We start from the raw sequence: 21,948 nt of genomic DNA, 5'->3' as shown, positions 1-21,948 counted from the left end.
TCCATAATACTTTTGACTTTTGACTTCCGCCTTGCGGTACTAGTCTCCAGTCACATGTCCTGAATTCTGAGTTTTAGCTTCTGATGGCTCAGGCTGCGGTTTTTGATACTTACCTGGATACCTATGCTGAAAATAAGCTTCCAGCACTTGTAAAACCATCGGTCCACAAACAGTACCGCCATGTTCGCCAGTATTTTCCCCAAAAGCCACAACCACAATTTCCGGCTTATTACTCGGGGCATAAGCACCAAACCAAGTATGATTTGGGCGACCAATACCAGCTTCAGCAGTGCCACTCTTCCCAGACGCTGGAGCAATTGTCGGCACGTCCAAGCGCTTACCTGTACCCTCACTCACCACCTTCCGCAGTCCCTCACGGAGAACTTTGATGGTTTCTGGCTTCATATTTAAAGATTCTCGCCAACTTTTTGCTTCTTCGTTGTCTTTGAGCAAATGCGGCTGAACTCGATACCCACCATTAGCAGGGACAGAAAACATAATTGCCGATTGCAGGGGTGTTACTTGTAAAGCACCTTGACCAATTGACATATTAATGGTATCGCCTATAGTCCAAGGCGTCTTCAAAACTTTCTGCTTCCATGTTTCATCTGGAACCAAGCCTTTTGATTCTTCGTTGGGAAATTCAATGCCAGTTTTTTGACCAAACCCGTATTTGCGACTCCATTCGATTAAAGTTGGGCCACCAACTTTTCTACCAACTTGATAGAAAAAAGTATCGCTACTCATAGCGATCGCTCTGGGAAATCCTAATGGCCCGAATCCGGCGTGGTTCCACTCTCCAAAAGTCATCCCCCCAACAGTCAGGGAACCAAAGGTTTGTAATACTGAGTCAGGCGAGAATTGACCTGATTCGAGTCCAGCTGTGGTAGTGACAATTTTGAAGGTACTGGCGGGTGGAAAGGCACTCAGGGCACGATTGATCAAGGGATGATCTTTACCTTGCACGCTTTCCCAATCTTTCTGGGAGAGTTTTTGTTTGGAGAAGATATTTGGGTCAAAGGTGGGGTAAGATACCATTGCTAAAACAGCACCATTCTTCGGATCAAGTGCGGCGATCGCACCTCGGTGATTTCCCAAAGCTTTTTCGGCTGCCTTTTGCACATCTAAATCTATAGTCAGGTGCAAATCGTTACCAGCTTTTGCCTGTTTTTCCCCCAAAACCCGGATTGGTCTACCTGCACCATCTACTTCCACCCGCTGACCGCCCCATTCGCCCCGCAGTATTTTCTCATAAGCCTTTTCCACCCCCATCTGACCGATTACATCTCCTAGCCGATAACCTTCCTGCTTCTTGTCTTTTAACTGGTCGGCGGTCAACTCCCGCGTATAACCTAGTACATGCGCCAATTCCTTGCCGTGGGGATAATAACGCACAGAATCGGTATTGATTTCCACTTCCGGGAGTTCATTTTTATACTCCTTTAATGCCGTAATTTGTGCTTCATTTAGATCACGAGCAACTCGGATGAGTGAAGAAGAATTAGCACCTGCTTGTTCTAATTTTTTTTCCATCTCATCTTGCGGAATGTTGAGAATTTGCGCTAAACGCGGGCCGACTACAGACCAGGAAGGCTTAGTATGTGCCATCGGCCATAAGTATACAGAGCTAGGATAGCGAGTACTGGCTAAAAGTTTGCCATTTCGGTCAAAAATATTGCCCCGTTCTGGTTGTTTGAGAATCATCCGAATTCGGTTTGCTTCGGCTCGTTCCCGGAGTTTTGGCCCTTCAACAATTTGCAAATATGCCAAACGTGCCCCAATACCAGTCGTCATTAATAGGGTAAATACGATTAAAAATATTGATTGCAAACCACGTCCCACTGTACGTGTATCTTTTTTGCTGCCAAGCGACGGGAATAAAGACATAAACAATTCAAAATTCAAAATGAATAAACGTAATCCTAGCAAGCCTTTTAGCAATTGCTAATATGCAATCTGAATGCATGTTAGCTGAATCAAAGAATGTCAAAATGCTTGTATAAGTATATATAGTAACTATAAGTTCATTCCCAGTAATGGGTATGAAAGAATTGGGCGAGTATATTCTTGAACTATTGTTTTTGGGGGATACAATAAACCAAAGTGTCAAATCTAGTCTGCCCAATAGACTACTGACATCACGTAAGATCACGGCATTCTACTAAGGATTATGGCTCAAATTGTCATGCAGAATCAAAGGGGGATAACAACTTTTCAGCCACTTGATGTTGAACTGCGTAATGTCTTCAAGTTTTTTAACCAAGAACCAGCAGTAAATGGAATCGACTTGGATGTCAAACAAGGAGAATTTTTTAGTATTTTAGGCCCCTCTGGTTGTGGTAAAACAACAACATTGCGCTTAATTGCAGGGTTTGAAATCGCTGACGCTGGCAAGGTATTGATTCAGGGTCAGTCAATGACTAATGTGCCGCCTTACCGCCGACCCGTCAATACTGTATTTCAAAGTTACGCTCTATTTAACCACTTGAATGTCTGGGATAACATTGCTTTCGGACTGAGGTTAAAAAAAATACGCAAATCGCAAATTGAAGCTAGAGTTGAAGAAGCTTTAAAACTCGTGAAAATGGAAAGTTTGCGATCGCGCTTTCCCAATCAACTTTCTGGTGGTCAACAGCAGCGAGTTGCTTTAGCAAGGGCCCTAGTTAACCGTCCCACCGTCGTACTATTGGATGAACCTTTAGGGGCGTTAGATTTAAAACTGCGTAAGGAAATGCAGGTTGAGTTATCAAATTTACACAAAGACTTGAGATTGACCTTTGTGATGGTAACACATGACCAAGAAGAAGCATTGTCTTTGAGCGATCGCATTGCCGTGATGAACCAAGGCAAAATTGAACAAGTTGGCACTCCCAGCCAAATTTACGAACGTCCCTGCACATCTTTTGTTGCTGATTTTATTGGCGATACTAATTTATTCAGCGGTGAAATCGTAGTGGTAGACTCCTCTAATATTAAAATTTCCACAAAAACCGGACTCTCAATTATCATTAGCCGCGCTGAAGATACACCATCTGAATTATCACAAGCTGTGGTAGTAAGCGTGCGCCCAGAAAAAATACAGCTTTCGCTTTATCCACCCAATTTGCCAGCTAACTGCTTTGAAGGACGGCTTGTCAATGTTATGTATTTGGGCACACACGTTAATTATGTTGTGGAATTAACAAATGGCATTAGCATAAATGTGCTACAACCTAATACTTTTGGCGCTTTACCAGACCGCGACACGCCCATCTACGCTTGGTGGACAGAAAATGATTGTTTAGCTATTAGTCAACAGTTATAATAATCTCCCTAAAGGGACTTACAATTAAAAAACATCGCATCCCTGCGGGACGCTCCGCGAACGTAGGGGCACAAGGTCTAGCTGCCCTACAAATGTAAAAATAATTTTGGATAATTTATTTTTTGTCATTCCCTAACCAGGGCAAACGCATTTAAATTACTCTTGATCACAACCAAGATTAGGAACCAACAAAAAAATCAAGATTTATCGTTTGATTTACTTTCCAAGACTCAATGCGATGTCTATGACGGGCTGCGCCTACGCTAAAATATTTGTCAATAAGCAAAAATTAATGAGATTATTTTGGAGTCTATTGAGAACAGAGTCGTCTTATTGACATGATGCGGCCGCCCTGATTTCCTAACGCTCTTGCATCTTGCATCACTCTCGCCAACTAAAAATTTCAACTAACTTTTAAATCTCATATAGTCAGAGGTAGGACTTACGCATCAAGTACGAAATGTAGGGGCAATACCCTACGGTAAATCAAGGCTTTCAATACCTTTTTGCGTAAGTCCTGAGAGAGTTAAAGCCTTTCTTTTCTAACACAATGCTATTAATCATGATTTTTTGGTCAAAAGTCTTGTGCAGTGAAAAGTTTGGCTACGATAAGCGATATATTATTTTTGTTGAAGTGTAAACCTTACATCTGTCAACTCTAATTCTCCTCCGCTCGTTGTTAATACTAAATTAACGCCTATAATACTTTTTCCTTGAGTTGTGTAATTAGTTGGAAGTATTTGCTTGGTCAAATCAAAATTAAGAAAACTTGCATTTGACGGACTTGTATATAAGACGCGAGTTGGTTGATCGCCAATTACAAATGATGAGATAGCTACTAGTGCTGGTGCTTTCTTTACTTGACCTTTGAAAGCTAAAGGCACGAGCCTATATTGCTTTTGAGTAGAAGTATTAATTCTAATGATACATCTAGCCCTTGACAATTGTGCGTTTACAGCTAATTTAGAGCTAAGTTTCAACTCACTTGTTTGCGGATTGTAATTTATTTTACATCCATTACTAACAGAAATTTGTGGCTGATTTCCTATTGGAGCAGCAATGCTAGATGAATTGGCATCATAACAATATGAAGCAAACAAGCATATGAACATGAAAAGATTACGTGCATTACTTAATCTCAACATAACCACTCTCCATTTAGATAAATTTGGAATCTTAAAGAAGAATACATCTGGTAGAATCAATGAGTAGGGGATTTAGACACACTACTCATTAATAACTACCAAATTTGGAATTGGGTGCGGTATTTCACAATTCATTCATCCGCTTTTTCGGTCAGAATACCCAACTGAATTCTGCCAAATATATTCTGTTTTGTTAAGAGCAAGGAATTAGGTCTAGACTCAATATTACTTTCCCAGCATTGACATCGGTTGTATCAACAATAATATTACTTCCTGGGTAGGATTGTTCAATCAAATTAAGACCCAATTGTCCTTGTCCACCACATGAAGCAGATATCACGTCAAGATTATCTTGCACCTGAAAAAGAGGATCGTCTTCTTTAAACTTGGTCGTTTGAGGGGTAGCTACGACTTGACCAAGGTTACCAGCACTAAAGGTGTAGCTTCTGCTGAAATTTGGACCTTTACTGGTTGGACCAACACCAACACTTCCTTGGTACAGTACATTTAACTCTTGGATATTGAAACCACTTGGAATAATAGTATTAATACGTATAATACACCTATTACGCTGACCGTTGAATGCGCTAAATTTATCTAATATAAGCGATAATGTTCTACCGTCCTCTCCAACTTGCTGATCTACAATCTTACATCCACCAGCCGCAATCGCATCTCCGAAAGTAATACTAGGCGATTCTTGAGCCAAAGCCTTGTTGGCAATAAGGTTCATTCCGAAAATTGTAGATATAGACACTAACACACCAAATTGTTTAAAGTTCATATGGATTCTACTCATGCTATTAGGTTGTATTTTGATGAAAAATGCATTCAGAAGGCAGCTATGTTCTCGTGTTTAAAAGCATGGGATTAAAGCAAGGATGCCTTGTGTCTGCTTTTAAGCTAATGAGCATTTAAGTTGCATAAAACTAGGGCTGAAGTCGTTACTACAAGCGAATCAGTCCACAAAAATGAATGACGATTAGCTTACGCATCTCGACACAATTTTGTTATAGGAGTAGGCAATGACCTACAACTAAAGTTTTAATTGATACTTCCAGCTTTCTGCCTTCTACCCCAGCCTCTTCAATTGTGAGAAATCCTTTCAGGTATGCTTTGACAATTTCTGCTCAATCAGACAATGAAGCATAACTGTAGTATCCCTGGAGTTAACAGAAATTAGATGAACATCAAGTTGTAACCCACATTCCGCATCCTAAAGTGTTACATTACGAATTTTCAGATTTTGGGGTTTTGTCGATGCCCGATGGGCTACGCCCCGCCGTAGGCGATCGCAATCCTGATTTGATGATTTTTGTATTAAATACAACATCAAATCTGAATGAAAATGCGAAAAACCGATTGTGACAGTTGAGGGTGCGGAATGTCTGTTGTCAAATGTATTCTTGCTGTACGTCCATGTAGTTGAAATCATATAGTTGTCTAAATTAGTAAGTGTGTGTTATAGATCACAAATATATTGTGTTTTTAAACACTGCAAACTTAAAAAAAGTAGTATAAAGAAGCAGTGCTCCAAAGTTAGGTGCTAAAAATTAGGGGTATAAATCACCGATTTAATAGTGCGACACCGATAGCGTTAGCGAAGCGGTAGCGAGTCTTGCCTACGGCACGCTGCGCGACCGAGCGTCACAGCCCGCACTTCTCTACGAAACGCTCTTGCTAGCTTGCTTCCACATTCGTGGAGCGTCCCGCCCTAAACGTAGCTATGCCGCAGGCTTTACGACCGCGCTCAGTACAAGTCAGTGACCACCGCAGGCATCACAGTGAAATAGCTGTTTTTATTGAGAATCTACACAAAGTCTCAAACTCTGACTCCCCACTGATAACTGATAACTTCCTGGCAATAGCTGCCCTTTATTAAAATCTGGTTTCCATATCGAATTCTCCTCAGCCTCTAACTGCGCCTTAGCTCGTTTAAAATCACGGTTTGTGAAAAATTTCCGCCTCAGTCTCAAATATTAGTGCATCCTTAATTTTGGATACCAGCCGTCGTTATCCTTCTCGACCAAATCAGGCGTAACTTCAATTTCATCGCGACGAGACAATTGAGCCAATTCTTCTTAGTCAAATCCTATGGGTGCGAACGGTGAGTTATAACATTCAGTAATGGAATAATACCTTGACCCTGTACTAGGAATATCAACTCATGTCAATTTTGAAAAGAGTTCCTTGGATGTCCCTAGCGTTAGTACTGCTTAGTTACAGTACATTGGGCTGGGTAATATCTGAAACACATGCTCCTCTGTTTGTGTGGCTAGTAACTGTAGTTGCTATCTTGCTTTTAATAGTAACGTTGACTGCTCCTTGGTCGAAAATGACGTATTCCTACAGTGTTTTGCTTAAATCAAATACCAGGACTTTCGGCGTTGCCGTCTTAGCAGCTTTCTTGTTTTTTATTATGATTGCCTGGTTTGGGGTATTTCTTGATACCTTACTGATCATTTCAGCGACTATATTAGTCAGGATAGACTTTCAAAGAGCAAGTCTTAGGGAAGGGCTAGCCTTTTTAACTGCGTCTATCTTTTCATTGGGAGGTTTAGCTTTGGGTGCGCTAATTTACAAGTTAATATATTCCCAAATTCCGCTAACGTTATGAAGTATACCCAAAAAAGCTAGCGATACTTGCGGTGGTCACTGACTTGTACTGAGCGCAGTCGTAAAGCCTGCGGCATAGCTACACTTAGGGCGCAGCCTTTCGCAGAGAAGTAGCTTTGCCGAAGTGCGGGTTGCGCCAACGCTTCAGAACCAATATTGCTTACCTAAAGATTTCTTTTTGGCTCAAATTCCTGACTGTTTTAAGAAGTCAGGAATCTTTTTCAATACTTGCTTGGGTTCAAAATTCAGGCTGTTCAAACAGCAGTAGAGAGAGGAAAAAATCCATGAGAAAAATTGATACCCAACTAGTAACAACTGCTTTTGTTGCCGATTCTCCTACTTCCTTAGTGGGACTTAGACAAAAAACACCCAAAAAAGAGCCTCAAATCTATATACAGAAAGACTTTGACATCGTTAGGCTTAGTTGATTGATATATCTGGGTTTGGGTCATTTTTGAGTATTTGGTGTATTCCCCTTACCCTGTAAGGGTTTGAGGCTTGTTTGTCCCGAAAAAATGTTTAAGTCCCGTTAGTAAACTTTAGCGAAAAATAACACCTATGGTATTGTGAGCTTTTTAGCTGCTGCTCCAAATAATATAATGTCAAATAATTTTTTATGAACAGGATTAAATACGTAATACTTGCGTTGTTATTGATACTGTTTTTCACCGTAGCACATCCGGCTTTTGCATCTGTATGCCGCAATTACGATGTCTACGACGGGCTACGCCACCAGATTTGCATTCTTAGTATCAACCGAAGTGCTAAAAATTATTGGGAATACAGGGCAACCGTTAGTGTGGATGGAGTAAAAAGACCCACCGAGGTCTACAATTGTCGTGAACGAGTCAAGGTTCAACGAGGTGGGACTGTTTTGCCCTTTGAGCAAAAAGACCCTGGTGAGATGATATGCAGCTTTTTTAATTCTTCTCGGCGGTAAACACGCGCCAGACAATAAAGACGGTGAAACCTAGATAGACGAATACTGTTAGCCATTCTTGCCAGCTACCAAATGCATTATTCATCAGCAAAAGCCGGAAAATTAATATTTCTTAATCCTATACGCTGATGCTACCAGTAAGGTTGCTGTATTTTGGCAGATAAAAAAAGATTACTCAAAAATTCTTCGCGAATTTTCCGGAATCGATAACAACGGGGTGGTAGTACATATCAGAGTATCAAAATTATACTGAACCTCTATAACTAACCTTCGGGGAATATAGCCCCATTGTTTCCGCTCAAAAGCCCGGTCATGAAGACCGGGTTTTTGATGTTTATACCAAATTGCAGTTGAGCAATTCCGAGTCAGAGCGATGCCTACGGCTGGCTACGCCTACGCAGCACTTATTTCAACTATCTGCGTATTAAATAAAACATTTTTCCAGAAACCTTTGAGAGATTTTATCAGTCTGGTTCTCCAAATTCTGCAAAAATCTGCCAATGTCATCTTCTGCTCAAGGTATTCCCGGATTACCCGATTTGACGCATCCGATTGAGCTTGTCCAATTTGGAACCCAGGCGCTCAAAGCTTCACTGTTATTAGTATTTTTGGTTATAGCTTTGGGAGTTGCGATCGCTCTGGTGAGTTTTTCTCTGCGTCGAAGCCAGCCGGAACAACTAATATTCATTGGCGAATGGGCTGTTGGTTATTCTCAACTGCTGCGAGGATTACAGCATTTAACTCTGGTATTAGTTCTGTTAGTGCCGGGATTTTTTCTGTGTTCAACTTTGAGCAATCGCTATCACCACTGGGAACAAGCAAAAGTGGCTCAAGTGGCTCAAACTGTTGCAGGTGAGAAGCTCGAACAGTTTGCGCCCCAAGTGCGCTACTCTATTCGAGAGCCATACTCCTATACCACTCAAGTCAATGGCAAGATAGTTAAGGTAAACCAGACACGAGAGATCAACCGCTTCTTAATGCTGGCTGGTTCGCAAATTCAAGTCAAGCTTGACCAAAGCGTAGATGTTCCAGGTCGCAGTTCAATTTATCAGGTAAATTATACTGCTGACTATAAAGTAATTAACCAACTCAAGGATATTAATAATTTTTTCTTTGAAGCACCGCCACCCAACGGTTACACGCTGCTTGCTAGATACAAAATCGAGCGTGACGGGACTAGGCTACAACCAACCAATACCGGTGATTATAATTTTCCCTTTAGCTTACAACCAGGAGAAGAAACCACCTTTCGAGTCACCTATGAGGCTCAAGGAGGGCCGCGCTGGGTTTATAGTGCAACGGGACAGTTGCTTTCCAACTTTTGCCTCACAGCAACTGCCAACTTTGCTCCGGCTGATTTTGCCAGTGGTATTGTACCTAATGAGATTAAAGTTGACGGACGCAGTACGCGATTTACTTGGAAATTTGATGATAATGTTTCAGTAAAAAATCCATTTGGAGTCTTTACCAATACCGAACCTATTCGTCACACGGGGGTAATTCCGCGTCTTTTATTGCTAGCACCAGCAATATTTCTGTGGTGGATATTATTGTTATATTTGTCACTGCCAATGAATTTTAAAAATATAGCGATCGCTGCTAGTATTTTCTTTGCTTGTCTGTTGACTTTGACCTATCTGGCTCGCGTTATAAATGCTCAGTTGGCTTGGACTTTAATTTCCATCATCTTACTAATTTTGACATGGGGATTGGGAGCCAGCCGCAGTGCTTCCCTGGCTGCGATCGTCGCCACAATTACTGGAGCAGTATTACCCATCTTTGGATTATTAGTACCGTTCAGTGGACTAACCCTTAGTTTAGCGGGTTTTCTTTCAGCCGTTTGGCTAACAGTTCGTCACTGGTATGGCTGGTACATGCATCCAGAAGACCAAAGATTGCAAGCTCAGAAAAATGCTAAATATTAGTTGATTCCGCTATGATTAGCGAAGTTTTAGCAAATAGCACTTATGGATAACGATTTACTAGCTTTTTTTGCGGGTGCTGGGTTACTCATTCTCTATCTCATCTTTTCTGCATTGACTGAAATGGGGACTAAACTACCTTGGAAAAAATAAGCTGATGAGGGGATAAAATTGCTAGAATTAAAAATCTGCAAGTTGAATGGGCTGGAATCCCTAAAAAATTTACATTTTTCAACCTGATTGGGCTTTGAAAAAGGAATAAACATCCTTTAGGCTAATTTCATATACTTTTTGTTCGAGAGAGTGCCAAATGCGCGATCCAGAAAAGAACTACATTAAAATCGAGTCGGCAACCCTCGTTTTGATTATGTCTGTCCTAATACTCTTGCCTCTGCTGGTTGTTGGTTTTTTCTCGCAGTGAAACTAGTGAGGAATACTCAATAGATATATTATCCTGACGTTTTTCACAAAATACGAACGAGTCAACTTTTTTTGATCAACTAAACCATCGTGATCATGAGTGGTGAAAGGGTCAAGGGCAACATCGGTAATGACAACAATATCTGGGACTGCTTGTTTAATGGCTTTGACGGTTTGCTGTACCAATCCCTCTGGGTTGTAGCTTTGTGTCTTTATGTCGGATTTTTTATTTTCCGGGATAACGGAGAAAAGTGCGATGCGATCAGCATTAATTCCTCCTATACTTCGATTGCTATATTAGCGATCGCAATTTCAAATCCCAACTCTTCCGGGCAAATCACCACCTCCACTTCCTCCATGCGAATTTCTCTAGCAAAAGGATGGTTTCTGCCATAACCTCGTTGAGTAAGTAAGTTGGCAGAATAAAACCCAACTGTGTAAAGAAAAGTAAACAAGGCTCAAACCCTTTTTCCTGCTGCACCGTAAAGTTCATTGAGCATGTCATCATCTAGTTTGGCGATCGCACTACGGCGAGGACAGAGTGCAATGGGGATTGAAGGTAATCAGTGGTATCGTCCTGTGTTATATCTGCGTTGGGAGTATAACCAGGGAGGACAGTTATTTAAGGATGTCCCTGTTCAGTTTGATCCCGTGAGTCAATCCTTCCCTACAGAACGACGATCAGAAAATACTTCAAAAATATCCTCACAGGAAGCTGTTTAAAATGTGGAAATTGAACATTACAAAAAACGTATAGCAGCCAAGAAAGAAGAGTTAGCAAAAGTAGAGGCTGACTTAGATAAAGCTTCTACTCAAGAGAGTGAAGTAAAACTTTTTAGAAAAGCAGAGAGACTGATGAAATAAATTCAATAACTAAATATAAAACTCAACAAGTTGTTCGCAGGAGTTAAAGATGAGTCAACACGAAAACAACTCCTAGAAGATGCGATCGCCTATAATTTCTCATTGAACCAAATCAAGCGCAAGATTAAAGAAATTGAGCTTGCTGCTCAATCGAATTCGTCATCTCAACCAGAATCAGCATCCATAAAAGACCGCGTTGATGATACGTTCCAACGCTTCAAGAAAGCTAAAGTATAGGATGATCCTAAAAAAAAGATAAAGTAGAGAAGTTGTTGGCACAGTTGGAAGTATTGATGAAAACTGAATAGAAAATTGCGATGCTACTTTAAAGCCGCCTGATGGCGATCACCTACGGTGGGCGGGTACGCCATCGCAACCAGCGGTCTTTGTATACGCTTTCAACCCGTCCTCAAATCCACTGAGTATCAAACGTATCTTGCCCAGTTCCATAAATTAAGTTCCCATATTTCCGCCAATTGGCTATTTCTTGCGCTTGGAGTTGAGGCGCGTGCAAAACAGAGAGGTTTGCCTCTAATTGTTGCCTAGTTTTTGGGGCAGTAAGTGCCAGAGATATCCCTGGATGATGCAGCACATAGCGGTAACAATCTGCTGCTGTGGGTGGTTCTTTTTTCCAGTTGGGATGTCCTTTAAGAAGAGTTACCCAGCGCGTGCAAGTGAATGCCACCACGGGAATACCAGCTTTTTGAGCAGCAGGTAAAACGTTTTGTTCAGCCTGACGATGTGCCATATTGTAACGGTGCATCAACACATCACACTGATGACGCTCTATCATTTCTGAAGCTATGGCTCGATTGTGTGTGGTAACTCCCACGTAGCGCACAAGTCCTTTATCTTTCCATGAACAAAGTTCATCAAGCAACACCTGAACCTGGGTCATGTCGTCAGCAAAAGAGACATATTCAGCAAAGAATACGTCCACCCTATCGACATCTAGGTGATGGCGCACAGAGTCGAGATAATGACGTAAAGAGCTTATATCTCGGTCTTCACTCCCCGTTGCGACTAAGACCTGCTCACGCTTTACAGCCAACAGAAGTTTTAATCCATCCAAAAAGTTTTCAGATTCTAAATTGTAAAAGAAAAAGTAATTGATTGCCGCCTCAAATGCAAATGCAACAGTTACAGCATCCATCGACTGTTGCCCTGCCAAACCGAGAATACTTGCTGGTTGTCCTTGTAGTGTTGATAATTTCACAGTCAACTATCCCACTTCTTACTTTCAGTGTATTACGCCAATAGGGTGCTAGTGAGGACATCATCAATGAATGTTAATTTTGGGGCGTAGGCATAGCCCGTCGTAGCGAAAAGTCGAGCCAGTGCGCCCTTGCGGTTTCCCGACTTGTTCGCTCTTCAACTGGCGTCGGAGCGGCGGCTTCCGCTGTTGGCGCAGCCCGCCGCAGGCATCAGAACTTTTCAAGACAGACATCGCTTTTGGCCCAAGAAGTTTTCCCGCGTTGGAATGGACATATAGCACGTCCTGGCGCGGTGCTAGCAACGATTGCCTTTGCTAAAGAACAAGCCACTCAGCCCATTTTCGCCACTTTAGCACGTCGTTTTGATGTTGATATTAATATCCTCAGCGGTAGCGTCGAAACCGTAGGCGATCGCTGCGTTGGTCATTTTCACATTGAACTAGAAGGATCAAAGGTAACTCAAGCTTTGAAATATTTACACGAATCAGAGTTTGAAGTGGAGGTGCATTGAGCCAAAAAGTCAATTACCCTGAAGACGCAAACAGTGCCAGTAGTGAAATAGTCCCTTGTTTTTTATCCTCATCTATACAAATCTTATAGTTAATACTACTTTAATTCTATAGATTTGCCGTAGTATATAAATAAATTGCCCAATAGCAGGTAATTAGTGGCACAGCAGTTTTTTAAACCAGGTTTAGGACAAAGTAATGCAGGAAAAAGTAGCTTAATTCGTAGTGTCAATCAATTAGAAAAGCCCATAGTGTCGAAACAGTAAGCGAGTGCCGCGTTGGTCAGTTTCACATCAAACTAGAAGGATTAAAAGTAACCCAAGGCTTGAAATATTTACCCAAATCAGAGTTGAAAGTGGAGGTGCATTGATGCAAGCGCAAGAATTGCTGCAAAGTTTATGGCTGGCTACTGGTGAAACTTTTTACATGGTGAGTATATCAGTAGTAGTAGCGATACTTTTAGGTTTGCCTTTGGGCTTAATCTTAGTGATGACAGGACCAGGGAACCTGCTAGATTTTCCACAGGTGGATAAAGCGTTGGGTGCGATCGTTAATACTGGGCGATCGTTTCCCTTTATTATTTTGTTAGTTGTCTTGACACCACTGACGCGATTGATCGTCGGTACTTCCATTGGTAGCACAGCGGCGCTGGTTCCCCTAACTCTCGCCGCCATCCCGTTTTTCGGCCGCATCGCTGAAACCAGCATTCTCGAAGTTGATAAAGGACTAATAGAAGCCGCCCAAGCAATGGGTTGCAACCATTGGCAAATCGTCCTCAAAGTATTGATTCCAGAGGCTTTACCATCCCTGTTGTTGGGTATGACAATTCTGGTTGTGAGTCTACTGAACTCTTCAGCAATGGCTGGGGCTGTTGGTGGCGGCGGCTTAGGTAATTTGGCAATTCAATACGGCTACCAACGATTCGATGTTGGCGTCATGATTTCTACGATTGTGGTTCTGATTGCCCTAGTGCAAATCGTACAGTTTTTAGGCGATTTACTGGCGCAACGGATGCGAAAACGATAAATCGCCATTTTGCCAGGATTCGTAAACTATTGAATTTTCTCTCTGTGTCCTTTGCGACGGCAGTCGCTCATGGGGAGCCACTGCAGTCTTGGGGTCTCCCCAAGTGAAGCAAGTGGCGTGGAAACCCCCTACAGCCCTTCTCTACCAAACGCTCCGCGAACGGGCATCCTACGCGGCAGGCGCTAGCCTCTCCCTTTTGGAGAAGACCGCACTGCCTCTTTTTTACGATTCGTTTAAGTTTAACCAAGAATATTGCTAATGAATATACAACATCTAAAAATTAACTGCCGATTTTTCCTGCAAGCCTTAACCTCATTTAGTGTCTCCATATTCTTTGCTAGCTGTAGCCAACAACAAGCTCAAGTATCTTCAAATACAGCCCAAGCAACTGCACAAAAAGAAGTTATTCAAGTCGGAGTGACGGGAATCATATCTGAAGATATTTTGAAGTTTGTAAATACCAAGCTGGCACCTCAGGAAGGATTAGAAGTAAAAGTTGTTACTTTTAATGACTGGATACAACCGAATACAGCCTTAAGAGACAAAGTAATCGATGCCAATTTTTTTCAACACAGACCTTTCATGAATAATGCTGTTAAAAAACTCAAAATCAATTTAATCCCATTAAATCTAGTTTCCTTAAGCACACTCGGTCTTTTCTCAAAACGGCTCAAATCGGTGAATGAGGTTCCCCAAAATGCCACTGTCACAATTGTCAATGATGTGATTAATAATGACCGAGGACTGAGATTACTGGCAAGTAATGGGTTAATAAAACTTAAGAAAAATACCAAAGAATTTGTAACTTAAAGAGACATAGCCGAGAATCCCAAAAACTTGCGAATCAAGGAAGTAGAAGGAGTCCAAGTAGTTCGAGCTATTAATGATGTAGACTTCATTGTTTTCTCGGCTCAAATTGTTGCTCTAGCAGGAATAACACCGCAATCTATGGGACAGGAGACAGCTAAGGATAAAAAGTATGTGCTGGCATTAGTCACATTACAGGGTCGAGAAAATGAACCCAAAATTCAGAAGCTAAACAAGCTGCTTAACGATCCACAAGTTAGAGATTTTATTAACAACCAGTATCAGGGGCGAATAGTACCTGTATTTTAAAGGTGGTGAAAGAATGAAGGATGAAAATTTTGCTACTTCGTCTCTCCTAAATTAGGAGTTACTAAACTTAAATTGTGACATGACTGGAGAATAAAGCAATGCTTTTTGGACAAGTTGAAAAAGAATTATTTTGTGGAGAAATTTGGTCAATCTGGCAAAACAATAAATTACCAGATCATCTACAGTTATTAGTGGATCAAGAACTAGGAAAACGCGATATCTGGGAATTGCAGACCCAAAAGCCTGATGAGCAGCCTATTCATCCAAGTCCTGATCAGGATTCTAGTCATTCAACAAGTATTTAACAAGAAAAGCAGTCCTTGCTGAGGGCAGTATTCCTCCTGCCTCCTACCCTGAGCAAGAACTGCTGCGATGCCTACGGCGGTAAACTACGCTAACAAGCTTGCGGTTTAAGTCCCCTACCAAAATCTTCTCTGGCAGACGCTGCGCGAATGATTTGGTGGCTTGGAATTAGATGGGATTGAGAGGAACAGATAAATTTCTACCTTTTGCCTCCTGCCTCCTTCACGCTACTATCTCTATCAGCTTTTGTCATCCTTTGGATAGCTGGTGGAACTCATTTGATGGGTCTTATATTAGGGATGCTTATTCTTGACTTGGGAATGCACACTGGTTACGTTTTAAACCAAATCCGCGTCTACAACTTAGTTCCAAATGCTGAGAGCCGTTTGAATACGGTGTACATGGTTACTAACTACACTGGTGGCGCACTTGGCTCTTTTCTTGGTACTTATACCTGGGGATTGTGGCAGTGGAACGGCGTTTGTGGCTTGGGATTCTTTTTGTTGGCTGTGGCGTTTATCGCTCATTTCAGTGTACGTAAGAGAAAATCTCCAGCCGTTTAATGCAAATTTGAGTTCATGCTGCAAATCTATGCCCAATTTTTTTTACCTAACAAGAGAAGGAATCAATTCCAATGGCACATCTGTTTGAACCATTCAAGATTCGTGAAGTTACTTTTCGCAACCGCATTGCCGTTTCACCGATGTGTCAATATTCCAGTACAAATGGATATGCTAATGATTGGCACGTTATTCATCTAGCTTCTCGCGCAGTTGGCGGTGCAGGTATAGTGCTAACAGAAGCAGCAGCTGTAGAGCCGCGTGGGCGCATTAGCCCGCAAGATTTGGGAATCTGGTCAGATGCACACATAGAAACTTTGGCCAAAACTGTAGGATTAATTCATAACTTTGGCGCTGTTGCAGGTATTCAACTTGCTCATGCAGGTAGAAAAGCTAGTACTGCCAAACCAAGTAAAGGAGGGAAAGTCCTGGATGAATCTCAGGAAGGCTGGCGTCCCTTGGTTTCGAGTAGTGCGATCGCTTTTAGCAAAGATAGCCCAGTTCCAGAAGCCCTCAGTCTTGAGGGAATTCAACAAGTTATTGACACCTTTACCCAAGCTGCCAAACGTTCTCTGCAAGCTGGTTTCAAGATAGTGGAAATCCATGCTGCTCACGGTTACCTACTGCACCAGTTTCTCTCACCCCTTTCTAACCAACGGCAAGATGATTATGGTGGCAGCTTTGAAAATCGGACTCGTCTCCTCAGAGAAGTAGTTCAAGCAGTCCGAGAGGTTTGGCCGCAGACACATCCACTCTGGGTACGCATCTCCGCCACCGATTGGGTAGACAATGGCTGGGACATTGAGCAAAGTATCGCTTTAAGTGACAAACTTAAGTCTCTAGGAGTTGATCTCATCGATAGTTCATCGGGCGGCATTATACCGGGCATCAATATACCAGTTAAACCTGGTTATCAGACTCAGTTTGCCGAACGCATCCGCCGCGAAGCCGATATTCATACAGGAGCCGTAGGCTTAATTACATCTCCTGAGCAAGCTGACGAGATTATTCGCAAAGAAGCAGCCGATATAGTATTGTTGGGACGTGAACTACTCCGCAATCCTTACTGGTCGCATCTGGCAGCCAAACAGTTAGGACACGATAAACTCTGGCCTGTTCAATACGACCGAGCTTGGCTGTGATGTTACCTGTGCTTAATTGAGCATCAACCACCTCAAACCCTTGCTGCTTGGCGGTAGGGGTTGTGGGTATTTGACCAGACATGGTATGATACGTACTCTAGTCATAGTGCCGCTATTTTTTTGCTTCAATACTAAGTATACAAACTTTCTGTTTTACTAACATTAAGCTTTACTAATACTCTTTCAGGGCTAGTGATATGCAAGTCTACTAAAACTTCATCAAAAAAATTAGTAGAGACGTTGTAATGCAATGTCTCTACTAATGTCTTCGTCCGTGCAAATTATTTTATCCAAACGTAATGGGTTAAAGGAAAAAGCACCATGAACAGAGTGAACGCAACGCGAATATAACCAACTAAGGAAAAATGAAAACTTTTAGGCTCTACTAGTCTGTCTGATTAATTTTGAGGGGTTACAAAAGTTTGTAGTCAGTAGCTCTAGCCCTCAAAATTGAGCGATAAATTGCTCACTACGAACCACTAGTTCATATTTTCAAGTTAAGTCTATTTTGACAAAACAGGGCTGCAACAATTTTCAAACGGGGAAACGCTCATGCTACCAAGTAATAGAGAAAACTTCCAAAAATACAAATTAAAGGTTGTTTATTTTGAGCTTCCGTCTGCGCTTAAATCAGTGAATTTCTCTTGTTTCGTTATCGGAGAAAGCTTATCTTTTTTTGGTCTTGGATGACTCAAATTGCGTTGGTATGGCTAGTTTATCAATTAACTAATTCAGCTGTATTAGTGGGTGTGGCTGGATTTACAAATCAAGCTATGGGCTTGATTATTACTCCTTTGGTAGGAGTCTTGCTAGATCGCTGGAACTTACGATATGTCCTATTAACTACTCAGCTAGTATCTATTGTGCTATCTTCTACTTTAACCTTTCTAACTCTTAGCGATAACATCAATGTTGCATGGATTATTGTCATTGGCACGCTTCAGGGTATAGTAAAAGCTTTCGATCTGCCAGCACGTCAGGTAATTATTCCTAGACTTTTAGATAAAAAATCAGATACTTATAGTGCGATGGCTTCCCATTCATTCTTGATTAATACAGCGAAGTTTGTTAGTCCAATGATTGCAGGTTTACTGATTGCTAGGTCTGGTGCAGCTTCCTGTTTTTTAGTAGATAGTATTAGTTATCTACCCTTTGTATCTGCAATCTTAACTCTCAAAGTCAACCCAATTATAAATAATTCATCTACTCAAAAATCCAAAATTTGGCAAAATCTCAAAGAAGGGTTTGTTTACGCATATGAATTTTTGCCGATTAAATTTTTATTGCTGTTACAATTCGTTATCTGTTTTATGGGAATGACCCATGTCAATTTAGTGCCTATTTTTGCTCAAGAAGTTTTGAAAGGTAACGCTGAAACTATGGGCTTTTTGATGATAGCTTCGGCACTTGGTTCTATAATTTCAGATATTTATCTGATTTCCAGAAAGAATGTCATAGGATTGGGAAAGATTATAGCAAGTTCTGCCGCAATTCTCGGTTTAGGTTTAATAGTTTTTTCTCGCTCAACCAATTTAGAGATTTGTCTAGTATTCATGTTTATCATCGGCATGAATAATACTCTAACTCTGGCTTCTATTAATAACTTTATGCAATCCATTATTCTTGATGAACATAAAAGAGGTAGAGTAACTAGTATATTTACAACTGGTTTCTTAGGAATCTTGCCTTTTGGTAATTTATTTTTTGGAGCATTAGCAGGTCATCTGGGTGTTACCAATGCTTTATTATTTGGCGGTATTTGTTGTATTTTAGGAGCATATTTCTTTAGTAGACAACTACCCCAAATCATAAAGATAGTGCATCCAATTTACGCAGAGTTGGGCTTACTTCCACAGTCAAGTAAAGGCTAAATCCGCTTTTATTGGATCTTGTCTGGAAGCGATGTCTGTCTTGAAAAGTTCAGTTTGCCTTTGGCGTTGCCGCAGGCAGACGCTCTCTACGAGACGCTACGCGAACGCGGACTCGTTGGCGTAGCCTCTCGTAGAGAAGAGGCTGCGCTATCGGCAAAAGCCGCCGCTCCGACGCCAGTTGCTACCCTGCGAGAACGCTAAGAGCGAACAAGTTGGGAAACCACAAGGGCGCACTGGCTCGACTTTTTGCTACGACGGGCTACGCCTACGCCTAATTCTCTCAACTCGACCTTTCAACAACAATTGCCTTTGAAACTTCATCAAAACTCAAGTTTAACTACGTTTCATACCCCATTTTTGCACTGTTTTAATTTCAATTAATCGAAAAATATAATCGACAGCTAAACCCAAAATTGCAATCACCACTAATCCGGCAAATACGCGATCAGTTTGCAGGAAGTAGCGACTGTTATTAATCTGCCATCCCAAACCGCTAGTAGCACCCCCTGAGCCAAAGACTAACTCAGATGCAATCACGGTGCGCCAACCGAAAGCCCAAGCAGTTCTCAAGCCTGTTAAGATGTGAGGTAATGCAGCAGGAAGCATAATTTCTCGAATCAGCCTGAAACCATCTAGACCGAGGTTTTTCCCCACCATCAGAACCGTTGGGTTGATTGTACTGAGTCCCATTTCTGTATTTAGGGCAATAGGCCAAGTTGTAGCATGGGCAGTAACTACGATTATAGAAACAGAAGTGAACCCAAACCAAATGATCACTAGGGGTAAAATAGCGATCGCAGGTAAGGGATTCAGCATCGAACTCATTACAATTAGCAAATCTTGACCAAAACGAGAAACTTTGGCGAAAGCTGCTAAAGCCGTACCCACAATCACACCCAAGACCATACCAATGCATAACACGGACAAAGTACTGAGTGTTGCTTGCAGCAGTTTTTGACTCAATAAGTCTTGCCACAGTACTTCTAGGACTGCTATTGGGCCAGGAATCAGTAAGGCGGGAACTTGGGTAACCCATACATACAATTGCCAAAAAATCAATAGACCGCAAAAAATTGCTCCGCGCCTGAAAGTACTACTGGCTTTGAGTGAAGTATATAACTTCTCAAATTTATTGGAATTTGCTGTTGTTCTCACAAATTTCATACTCGAAAAGCCTCACGACGGGAATCATTGCCCAGTAAACTTTCTAAATAGGCAGCGACTTCGACAAACTTTTTAGTGTTGATGTCATTAATCTGTGCGGTATCAACAATTTCTTTGACAGTTCCAGGTACTGCTGTCATCACTAAAACTCGATGTCCCAGGTAAACAGCTTCTTGTATGGAATGGGTGATTAAAATAATTGTCAACCCTGTATTCTGCCAAATAGTATTGAGTTCATATTGCAGTTGAGTCCGCGTCAACGCATCCAAAGCGCCGAAAGGTTCATCCATCAAGAGAACTTGAGGTTTTACAGCCAAAGCACGAGCGATCGCTACCCGTTGTTTCATCCCTCCTGATAACTGATGGGGATACTTATTGATCGCTGCTGAGACTCCCACCAAGTCGAGATATCTTATAGCTTCAGCAATGGCAACTTTACCAGCAGCTTTACCTGTAGTCTCAAGGGCATAAACAACATTTTGCAGCACAGTCTGCCAAGGTAGGAGTTGTTCAAAATCCTGAAAGACAACGATCCGATCTGGGCTAGGAACAGAGATGTGTTTACCTGCCATCAGTAATTCTCCGCTACTGATAGACTCAAAACCAGCGATCGCCTTTAACAGCGTACTCTTTCCACAACCCGATGGCCCAATAATTACAAACTTTTCTCCTGGTTTGACAGCAAAGCTAACATTTTCCACAGCCAGAAATTTCTTCTTACCTTCGCTGTAGCTAACGTGTACATTTTTTGCTACTATTAACGATTCTAAATTAACCATCAATTTAATCTCCCCCAACACCTTTAAGCGGTGGTAAAATCAATTCATCAATCGATTTTGGCTGCTTGTTTAACATACCGATTTCATGCATAAATGCTCCACATTTGAGGAAGGCTTTTGGCTCAATTCCGTATGCCACTGCCTGATTTGTGAGCCATTTTTTATATTGCTCCTGTGAGACTTTTCCACTATCCATCTTTGAGAGGATTTTGGCCGCTTCATTAGGTTTTTGATTTATCAGTTTAGTAGCATCTACAATTGCAGTATACAAAGCTTTACCAAACTCCGGATATCGATTGTAAAATTTTTCAGTCGCAAATAGACTTGCTATGCTAGTCTTACCAAAAATATCAGAACTTTTAATAATTACCCTACCACCTTTTTCAACTTCCTGAAATTCAAAAGGAGGCGTTGTAAAATGTGCATCAATTTGACCGTTTAACAGAGACTGCAACCCTAAAGGGTGAGCAATTACTTGCAGGTTCTGATCGAGTGCTGTGGGATTCCCTAAGTCTTTTTGTGCCACCTTCCGCAGTACAATTGCCTGTACCCCATCTAAAGATGGTAAACCAATTTTCATTCCTGGCTTAAAATCTTTGAGACTTTTGATATTGGGGTTTTTCGTGATTAGCCAAAACTCACTATAGTTAAGTGAAGTTAAGATTTTCCAGCCCACGCCTTTATCCCAACCAATGAGAAACGCTCCAGGGCCACTTGCACCAACTTGTATTTGATTAGCGATAATTCCATCCCTAATAGCTGCTCCATTTGATAATTCTTTCCATTCAAATTGTGTCTTTGGAAATTGTTTTTCTAAAATTTGCTGCTGCTTGACAATCAGTAAATTAGCGTAATTAATTCCAGGTTGATAGGCAATTGTTATTTTTTCTGGTGCTTGTGAAGCTGTTTGATTACTGGAAGCACAAGCGACAAATACAAACGTCAATAGTGCTAATCCAATCAAGAAACCCCACGTTCTAAATCTCTTGAATATCATCATTTTTTTCCTCTTGTAAGAGATTTATGTAATTTTCTAAATTCAACGAAAGTATC

The 21,948-nt window shown here is 41.5% G+C and carries 25 protein-coding genes and 2 pseudogenes; 15 read left to right on the top strand and 12 right to left on the bottom strand.

The annotated features are described in order from the left end of the window. Positions 1–39: 39 nt before the first annotated feature. Positions 40–1,887 carry a penicillin-binding protein 2 gene (mrdA, locus tag V7L29_RS15665; RefSeq protein WP_334691982.1) on the bottom strand — a complete coding sequence of 616 codons (1,848 nt, stop codon included), beginning with the start codon at positions 1,885–1,887 and terminating at the stop codon, positions 40–42. Between the two features lie 283 nt (positions 1,888–2,170). On the opposite strand from mrdA, the gene V7L29_RS15660 reads away from it, so the two are divergent. Further along, a complete protein-coding gene (locus V7L29_RS15660) occupies positions 2,171–3,304 on the top strand; it encodes an ABC transporter ATP-binding protein (RefSeq protein ID WP_334736064.1) in 1,134 nt (377 codons plus the stop codon). Between the two features lie 620 nt (positions 3,305–3,924). Here the strand turns inward: V7L29_RS15660 and V7L29_RS15655 are convergent. The 3 genes from V7L29_RS15655 to V7L29_RS15645 form a co-directional block, all read right to left on the bottom strand. Further along, positions 3,925–4,449 (bottom strand): hypothetical protein, encoded by a 525-nt coding sequence (locus tag V7L29_RS15655; RefSeq protein ID WP_334736063.1) that lies wholly within the window; start codon positions 4,447–4,449, stop codon positions 3,925–3,927. Between the two features lie 193 nt (positions 4,450–4,642). Continuing rightward, a complete protein-coding gene (locus V7L29_RS15650; protein WP_334736062.1) occupies positions 4,643–5,233 on the bottom strand; it encodes a DUF4360 domain-containing protein in 591 nt (196 codons plus the stop codon). A gap of 432 nt (positions 5,234–5,665) precedes the next feature. Next, positions 5,666–5,884, bottom strand: a complete 219-nt coding sequence (locus tag V7L29_RS15645; protein WP_334736061.1) for a hypothetical protein — start codon at positions 5,882–5,884, stop codon at positions 5,666–5,668. Between the two features lie 732 nt (positions 5,885–6,616). On the opposite strand from V7L29_RS15645, the gene V7L29_RS15640 reads away from it, so the two are divergent. Continuing rightward, positions 6,617–7,066 (top strand): hypothetical protein, encoded by a 450-nt coding sequence (locus tag V7L29_RS15640; RefSeq protein WP_334691978.1) that lies wholly within the window; start codon positions 6,617–6,619, stop codon positions 7,064–7,066. Between the two features lie 237 nt (positions 7,067–7,303). Here the strand turns inward: V7L29_RS15640 and V7L29_RS15635 are convergent, their stop codons facing one another. Continuing rightward, complete coding sequence (locus V7L29_RS15635) at positions 7,304–7,438, bottom strand: ABC transporter permease (protein WP_334691977.1); 135 nt, start codon at positions 7,436–7,438, stop codon at positions 7,304–7,306. A 243-nt stretch (positions 7,439–7,681) separates the two neighbouring features. On the opposite strand from V7L29_RS15635, the gene V7L29_RS15630 reads away from it, so the two are divergent. Further along, on the top strand, positions 7,682–8,005 hold the full coding sequence (locus tag V7L29_RS15630) for a hypothetical protein (RefSeq protein ID WP_334691976.1): 324 nt from the start codon (positions 7,682–7,684) through the stop codon (positions 8,003–8,005). 500 nt (positions 8,006–8,505) lie between these two features. Next, positions 8,506–9,930, top strand: a complete 1,425-nt coding sequence (locus tag V7L29_RS15625; RefSeq protein ID WP_334736060.1) for a hypothetical protein — start codon at positions 8,506–8,508, stop codon at positions 9,928–9,930. Positions 9,931–10,419: 489 nt separating this feature from the next. Here the strand turns inward: V7L29_RS15625 and V7L29_RS15620 are convergent. Both V7L29_RS15620 and V7L29_RS15615 read right to left on the bottom strand, forming a co-directional pair. Beyond that, positions 10,420–10,623 (bottom strand): annotated as a pseudogene (locus tag V7L29_RS15620) (porphobilinogen synthase); the annotation flags it as partial. 2 nt (positions 10,624–10,625) lie between these two features. Beyond that, complete coding sequence (locus V7L29_RS15615) at positions 10,626–10,706, bottom strand: hypothetical protein (protein ID WP_334692013.1); 81 nt, start codon at positions 10,704–10,706, stop codon at positions 10,626–10,628. 139 nt (positions 10,707–10,845) lie between these two features. Between V7L29_RS15615 and V7L29_RS15610 the strand changes: the two genes are divergently transcribed. The 3 genes from V7L29_RS15610 to V7L29_RS15600 are packed head-to-tail and all read left to right on the top strand — an operon-like array spanning position 10,846 to position 11,448. Further along, positions 10,846–11,070, top strand: a complete 225-nt coding sequence (locus tag V7L29_RS15610) for a hypothetical protein (protein ID WP_334691974.1) — start codon at positions 10,846–10,848, stop codon at positions 11,068–11,070. Positions 11,071–11,073: 3 nt separating this feature from the next. Then, on the top strand, positions 11,074–11,211 hold the full coding sequence (locus V7L29_RS15605; RefSeq protein WP_334691973.1) for a hypothetical protein: 138 nt from the start codon (positions 11,074–11,076) through the stop codon (positions 11,209–11,211). 30 nt (positions 11,212–11,241) lie between these two features. Beyond that, a complete protein-coding gene (locus V7L29_RS15600; RefSeq protein ID WP_334691972.1) occupies positions 11,242–11,448 on the top strand; it encodes a hypothetical protein in 207 nt (68 codons plus the stop codon). A 172-nt stretch (positions 11,449–11,620) separates the two neighbouring features. Here the strand turns inward: V7L29_RS15600 and V7L29_RS15595 are convergent, their stop codons facing one another. Then, positions 11,621–12,427 (bottom strand): aldo/keto reductase, encoded by an 807-nt coding sequence (locus tag V7L29_RS15595; protein ID WP_334736059.1) that lies wholly within the window; start codon positions 12,425–12,427, stop codon positions 11,621–11,623. 63 nt (positions 12,428–12,490) lie between these two features. Beyond that, the gene (locus V7L29_RS15590) at positions 12,491–12,658 is read right to left on the bottom strand and encodes a hypothetical protein (RefSeq protein ID WP_334736058.1); all 168 of its coding nucleotides are present in this window, start codon (positions 12,656–12,658) and stop codon (positions 12,491–12,493) included. A 5-nt stretch (positions 12,659–12,663) separates the two neighbouring features. Here V7L29_RS15590 and V7L29_RS15585 point away from each other — a divergent pair, with 5 nt between their 5' ends. The 8 genes and pseudogenes from V7L29_RS15585 (at position 12,664) to V7L29_RS15550 (ending at position 19,153) form a co-directional block, all read left to right on the top strand. Then, positions 12,664–12,936: an NIL domain-containing protein gene (locus V7L29_RS15585; RefSeq protein WP_334736057.1), complete on the top strand. Its 273-nt coding sequence runs from the start codon at positions 12,664–12,666 to the stop codon at positions 12,934–12,936. Positions 12,937–13,303: 367 nt separating this feature from the next. Continuing rightward, on the top strand, positions 13,304–13,960 hold the full coding sequence (locus tag V7L29_RS15580; protein WP_334736056.1) for a methionine ABC transporter permease: 657 nt from the start codon (positions 13,304–13,306) through the stop codon (positions 13,958–13,960). Between the two features lie 258 nt (positions 13,961–14,218). Continuing rightward, positions 14,219–15,076: pseudogene (locus V7L29_RS15575) on the top strand (MetQ/NlpA family ABC transporter substrate-binding protein). A gap of 98 nt (positions 15,077–15,174) precedes the next feature. Further along, the gene (locus V7L29_RS15570) at positions 15,175–15,381 is read left to right on the top strand and encodes a hypothetical protein (RefSeq protein WP_334691968.1); all 207 of its coding nucleotides are present in this window, start codon (positions 15,175–15,177) and stop codon (positions 15,379–15,381) included. 279 nt (positions 15,382–15,660) lie between these two features. Further along, positions 15,661–15,942 (top strand): hypothetical protein, encoded by a 282-nt coding sequence (locus tag V7L29_RS15565; RefSeq protein ID WP_334736055.1) that lies wholly within the window; start codon positions 15,661–15,663, stop codon positions 15,940–15,942. Between the two features lie 71 nt (positions 15,943–16,013). Continuing rightward, positions 16,014–17,081, top strand: coding sequence for an NADPH dehydrogenase NamA (gene namA, locus V7L29_RS15560; RefSeq protein ID WP_334736054.1), 1,068 nt, complete (start codon positions 16,014–16,016; stop codon positions 17,079–17,081). A 686-nt stretch (positions 17,082–17,767) separates the two neighbouring features. Next, the gene (locus V7L29_RS15555; protein ID WP_334736053.1) at positions 17,768–18,952 is read left to right on the top strand and encodes an MFS transporter; all 1,185 of its coding nucleotides are present in this window, start codon (positions 17,768–17,770) and stop codon (positions 18,950–18,952) included. A gap of 18 nt (positions 18,953–18,970) precedes the next feature. Beyond that, entirely contained in the window at positions 18,971–19,153 is a 183-nt protein-coding gene (locus V7L29_RS15550) for a hypothetical protein (RefSeq protein WP_334736052.1), read from the top strand. Positions 19,154–19,285: 132 nt separating this feature from the next. On the opposite strand, the gene V7L29_RS15545 is transcribed toward V7L29_RS15550, so the two are convergent. The 3 genes from V7L29_RS15545 to V7L29_RS15535 are packed head-to-tail and all read right to left on the bottom strand — an operon-like array spanning position 19,286 to position 21,841. Continuing rightward, the gene (locus tag V7L29_RS15545; RefSeq protein ID WP_334736051.1) at positions 19,286–20,107 is read right to left on the bottom strand and encodes an ABC transporter permease; all 822 of its coding nucleotides are present in this window, start codon (positions 20,105–20,107) and stop codon (positions 19,286–19,288) included. A gap of 5 nt (positions 20,108–20,112) precedes the next feature. After that, positions 20,113–20,895, bottom strand: a complete 783-nt coding sequence (locus V7L29_RS15540) for an ABC transporter ATP-binding protein (protein ID WP_334736050.1) — start codon at positions 20,893–20,895, stop codon at positions 20,113–20,115. 4 nt (positions 20,896–20,899) lie between these two features. Then, complete coding sequence (locus V7L29_RS15535; RefSeq protein WP_334736049.1) at positions 20,900–21,841, bottom strand: ABC transporter substrate-binding protein; 942 nt, start codon at positions 21,839–21,841, stop codon at positions 20,900–20,902. Positions 21,842–21,948 lie beyond the last annotated feature (107 nt).

Origin of the sequence: Nostoc sp. (assembly GCF_036916575.1) — a bacterium.
Lineage (GTDB): Bacteria > Cyanobacteriota > Cyanobacteriia > Cyanobacteriales > Nostocaceae > Nostoc.
The sequence above is the reverse complement of the archived record's forward strand: the minus strand, read 5'-3'. Positions and strand labels throughout refer to the sequence as shown.

What these genes read in the sequence shown, in the direction of transcription:
- mrdA (WP_334691982.1), bottom strand. Translation starts at nt 1,887, where the DNA reads ATGTCTTTATTCCCGTCGCTTGGCAGCAAAAAAGATACACGTACAGTG.
- V7L29_RS15660 (WP_334736064.1), top strand. Translation starts at nt 2,171, where the DNA reads ATGGCTCAAATTGTCATGCAGAATCAAAGGGGGATAACAACTTTTCAG.
- V7L29_RS15655 (WP_334736063.1), bottom strand. Translation starts at nt 4,449, where the DNA reads ATGTTGAGATTAAGTAATGCACGTAATCTTTTCATGTTCATATGCTTG.
- V7L29_RS15650 (WP_334736062.1), bottom strand. Translation starts at nt 5,233, where the DNA reads ATGAACTTTAAACAATTTGGTGTGTTAGTGTCTATATCTACAATTTTC.
- V7L29_RS15645 (WP_334736061.1), bottom strand. Translation starts at nt 5,884, where the DNA reads ATGATTTCAACTACATGGACGTACAGCAAGAATACATTTGACAACAGA.
- V7L29_RS15640 (WP_334691978.1), top strand. Translation starts at nt 6,617, where the DNA reads ATGTCAATTTTGAAAAGAGTTCCTTGGATGTCCCTAGCGTTAGTACTG.
- V7L29_RS15630 (WP_334691976.1), top strand. Translation starts at nt 7,682, where the DNA reads ATGAACAGGATTAAATACGTAATACTTGCGTTGTTATTGATACTGTTT.
- V7L29_RS15625 (WP_334736060.1), top strand. Translation starts at nt 8,506, where the DNA reads ATGTCATCTTCTGCTCAAGGTATTCCCGGATTACCCGATTTGACGCAT.
- V7L29_RS15615 (WP_334692013.1), bottom strand. Translation starts at nt 10,706, where the DNA reads ATGGAGGAAGTGGAGGTGGTGATTTGCCCGGAAGAGTTGGGATTTGAA.
- V7L29_RS15610 (WP_334691974.1), top strand. Translation starts at nt 10,846, where the DNA reads ATGTCATCATCTAGTTTGGCGATCGCACTACGGCGAGGACAGAGTGCA.
- V7L29_RS15590 (WP_334736058.1), bottom strand. Translation starts at nt 12,658, where the DNA reads ATGTCTGTCTTGAAAAGTTCTGATGCCTGCGGCGGGCTGCGCCAACAG.
- V7L29_RS15580 (WP_334736056.1), top strand. Translation starts at nt 13,304, where the DNA reads ATGCAAGCGCAAGAATTGCTGCAAAGTTTATGGCTGGCTACTGGTGAA.
- V7L29_RS15570 (WP_334691968.1), top strand. Translation starts at nt 15,175, where the DNA reads ATGCTTTTTGGACAAGTTGAAAAAGAATTATTTTGTGGAGAAATTTGG.
- V7L29_RS15565 (WP_334736055.1), top strand. Translation starts at nt 15,661, where the DNA reads ATGGGTCTTATATTAGGGATGCTTATTCTTGACTTGGGAATGCACACT.
- namA (WP_334736054.1), top strand. Translation starts at nt 16,014, where the DNA reads ATGGCACATCTGTTTGAACCATTCAAGATTCGTGAAGTTACTTTTCGC.
- V7L29_RS15555 (WP_334736053.1), top strand. Translation starts at nt 17,768, where the DNA reads ATGACTCAAATTGCGTTGGTATGGCTAGTTTATCAATTAACTAATTCA.
- V7L29_RS15540 (WP_334736050.1), bottom strand. Translation starts at nt 20,895, where the DNA reads ATGGTTAATTTAGAATCGTTAATAGTAGCAAAAAATGTACACGTTAGC.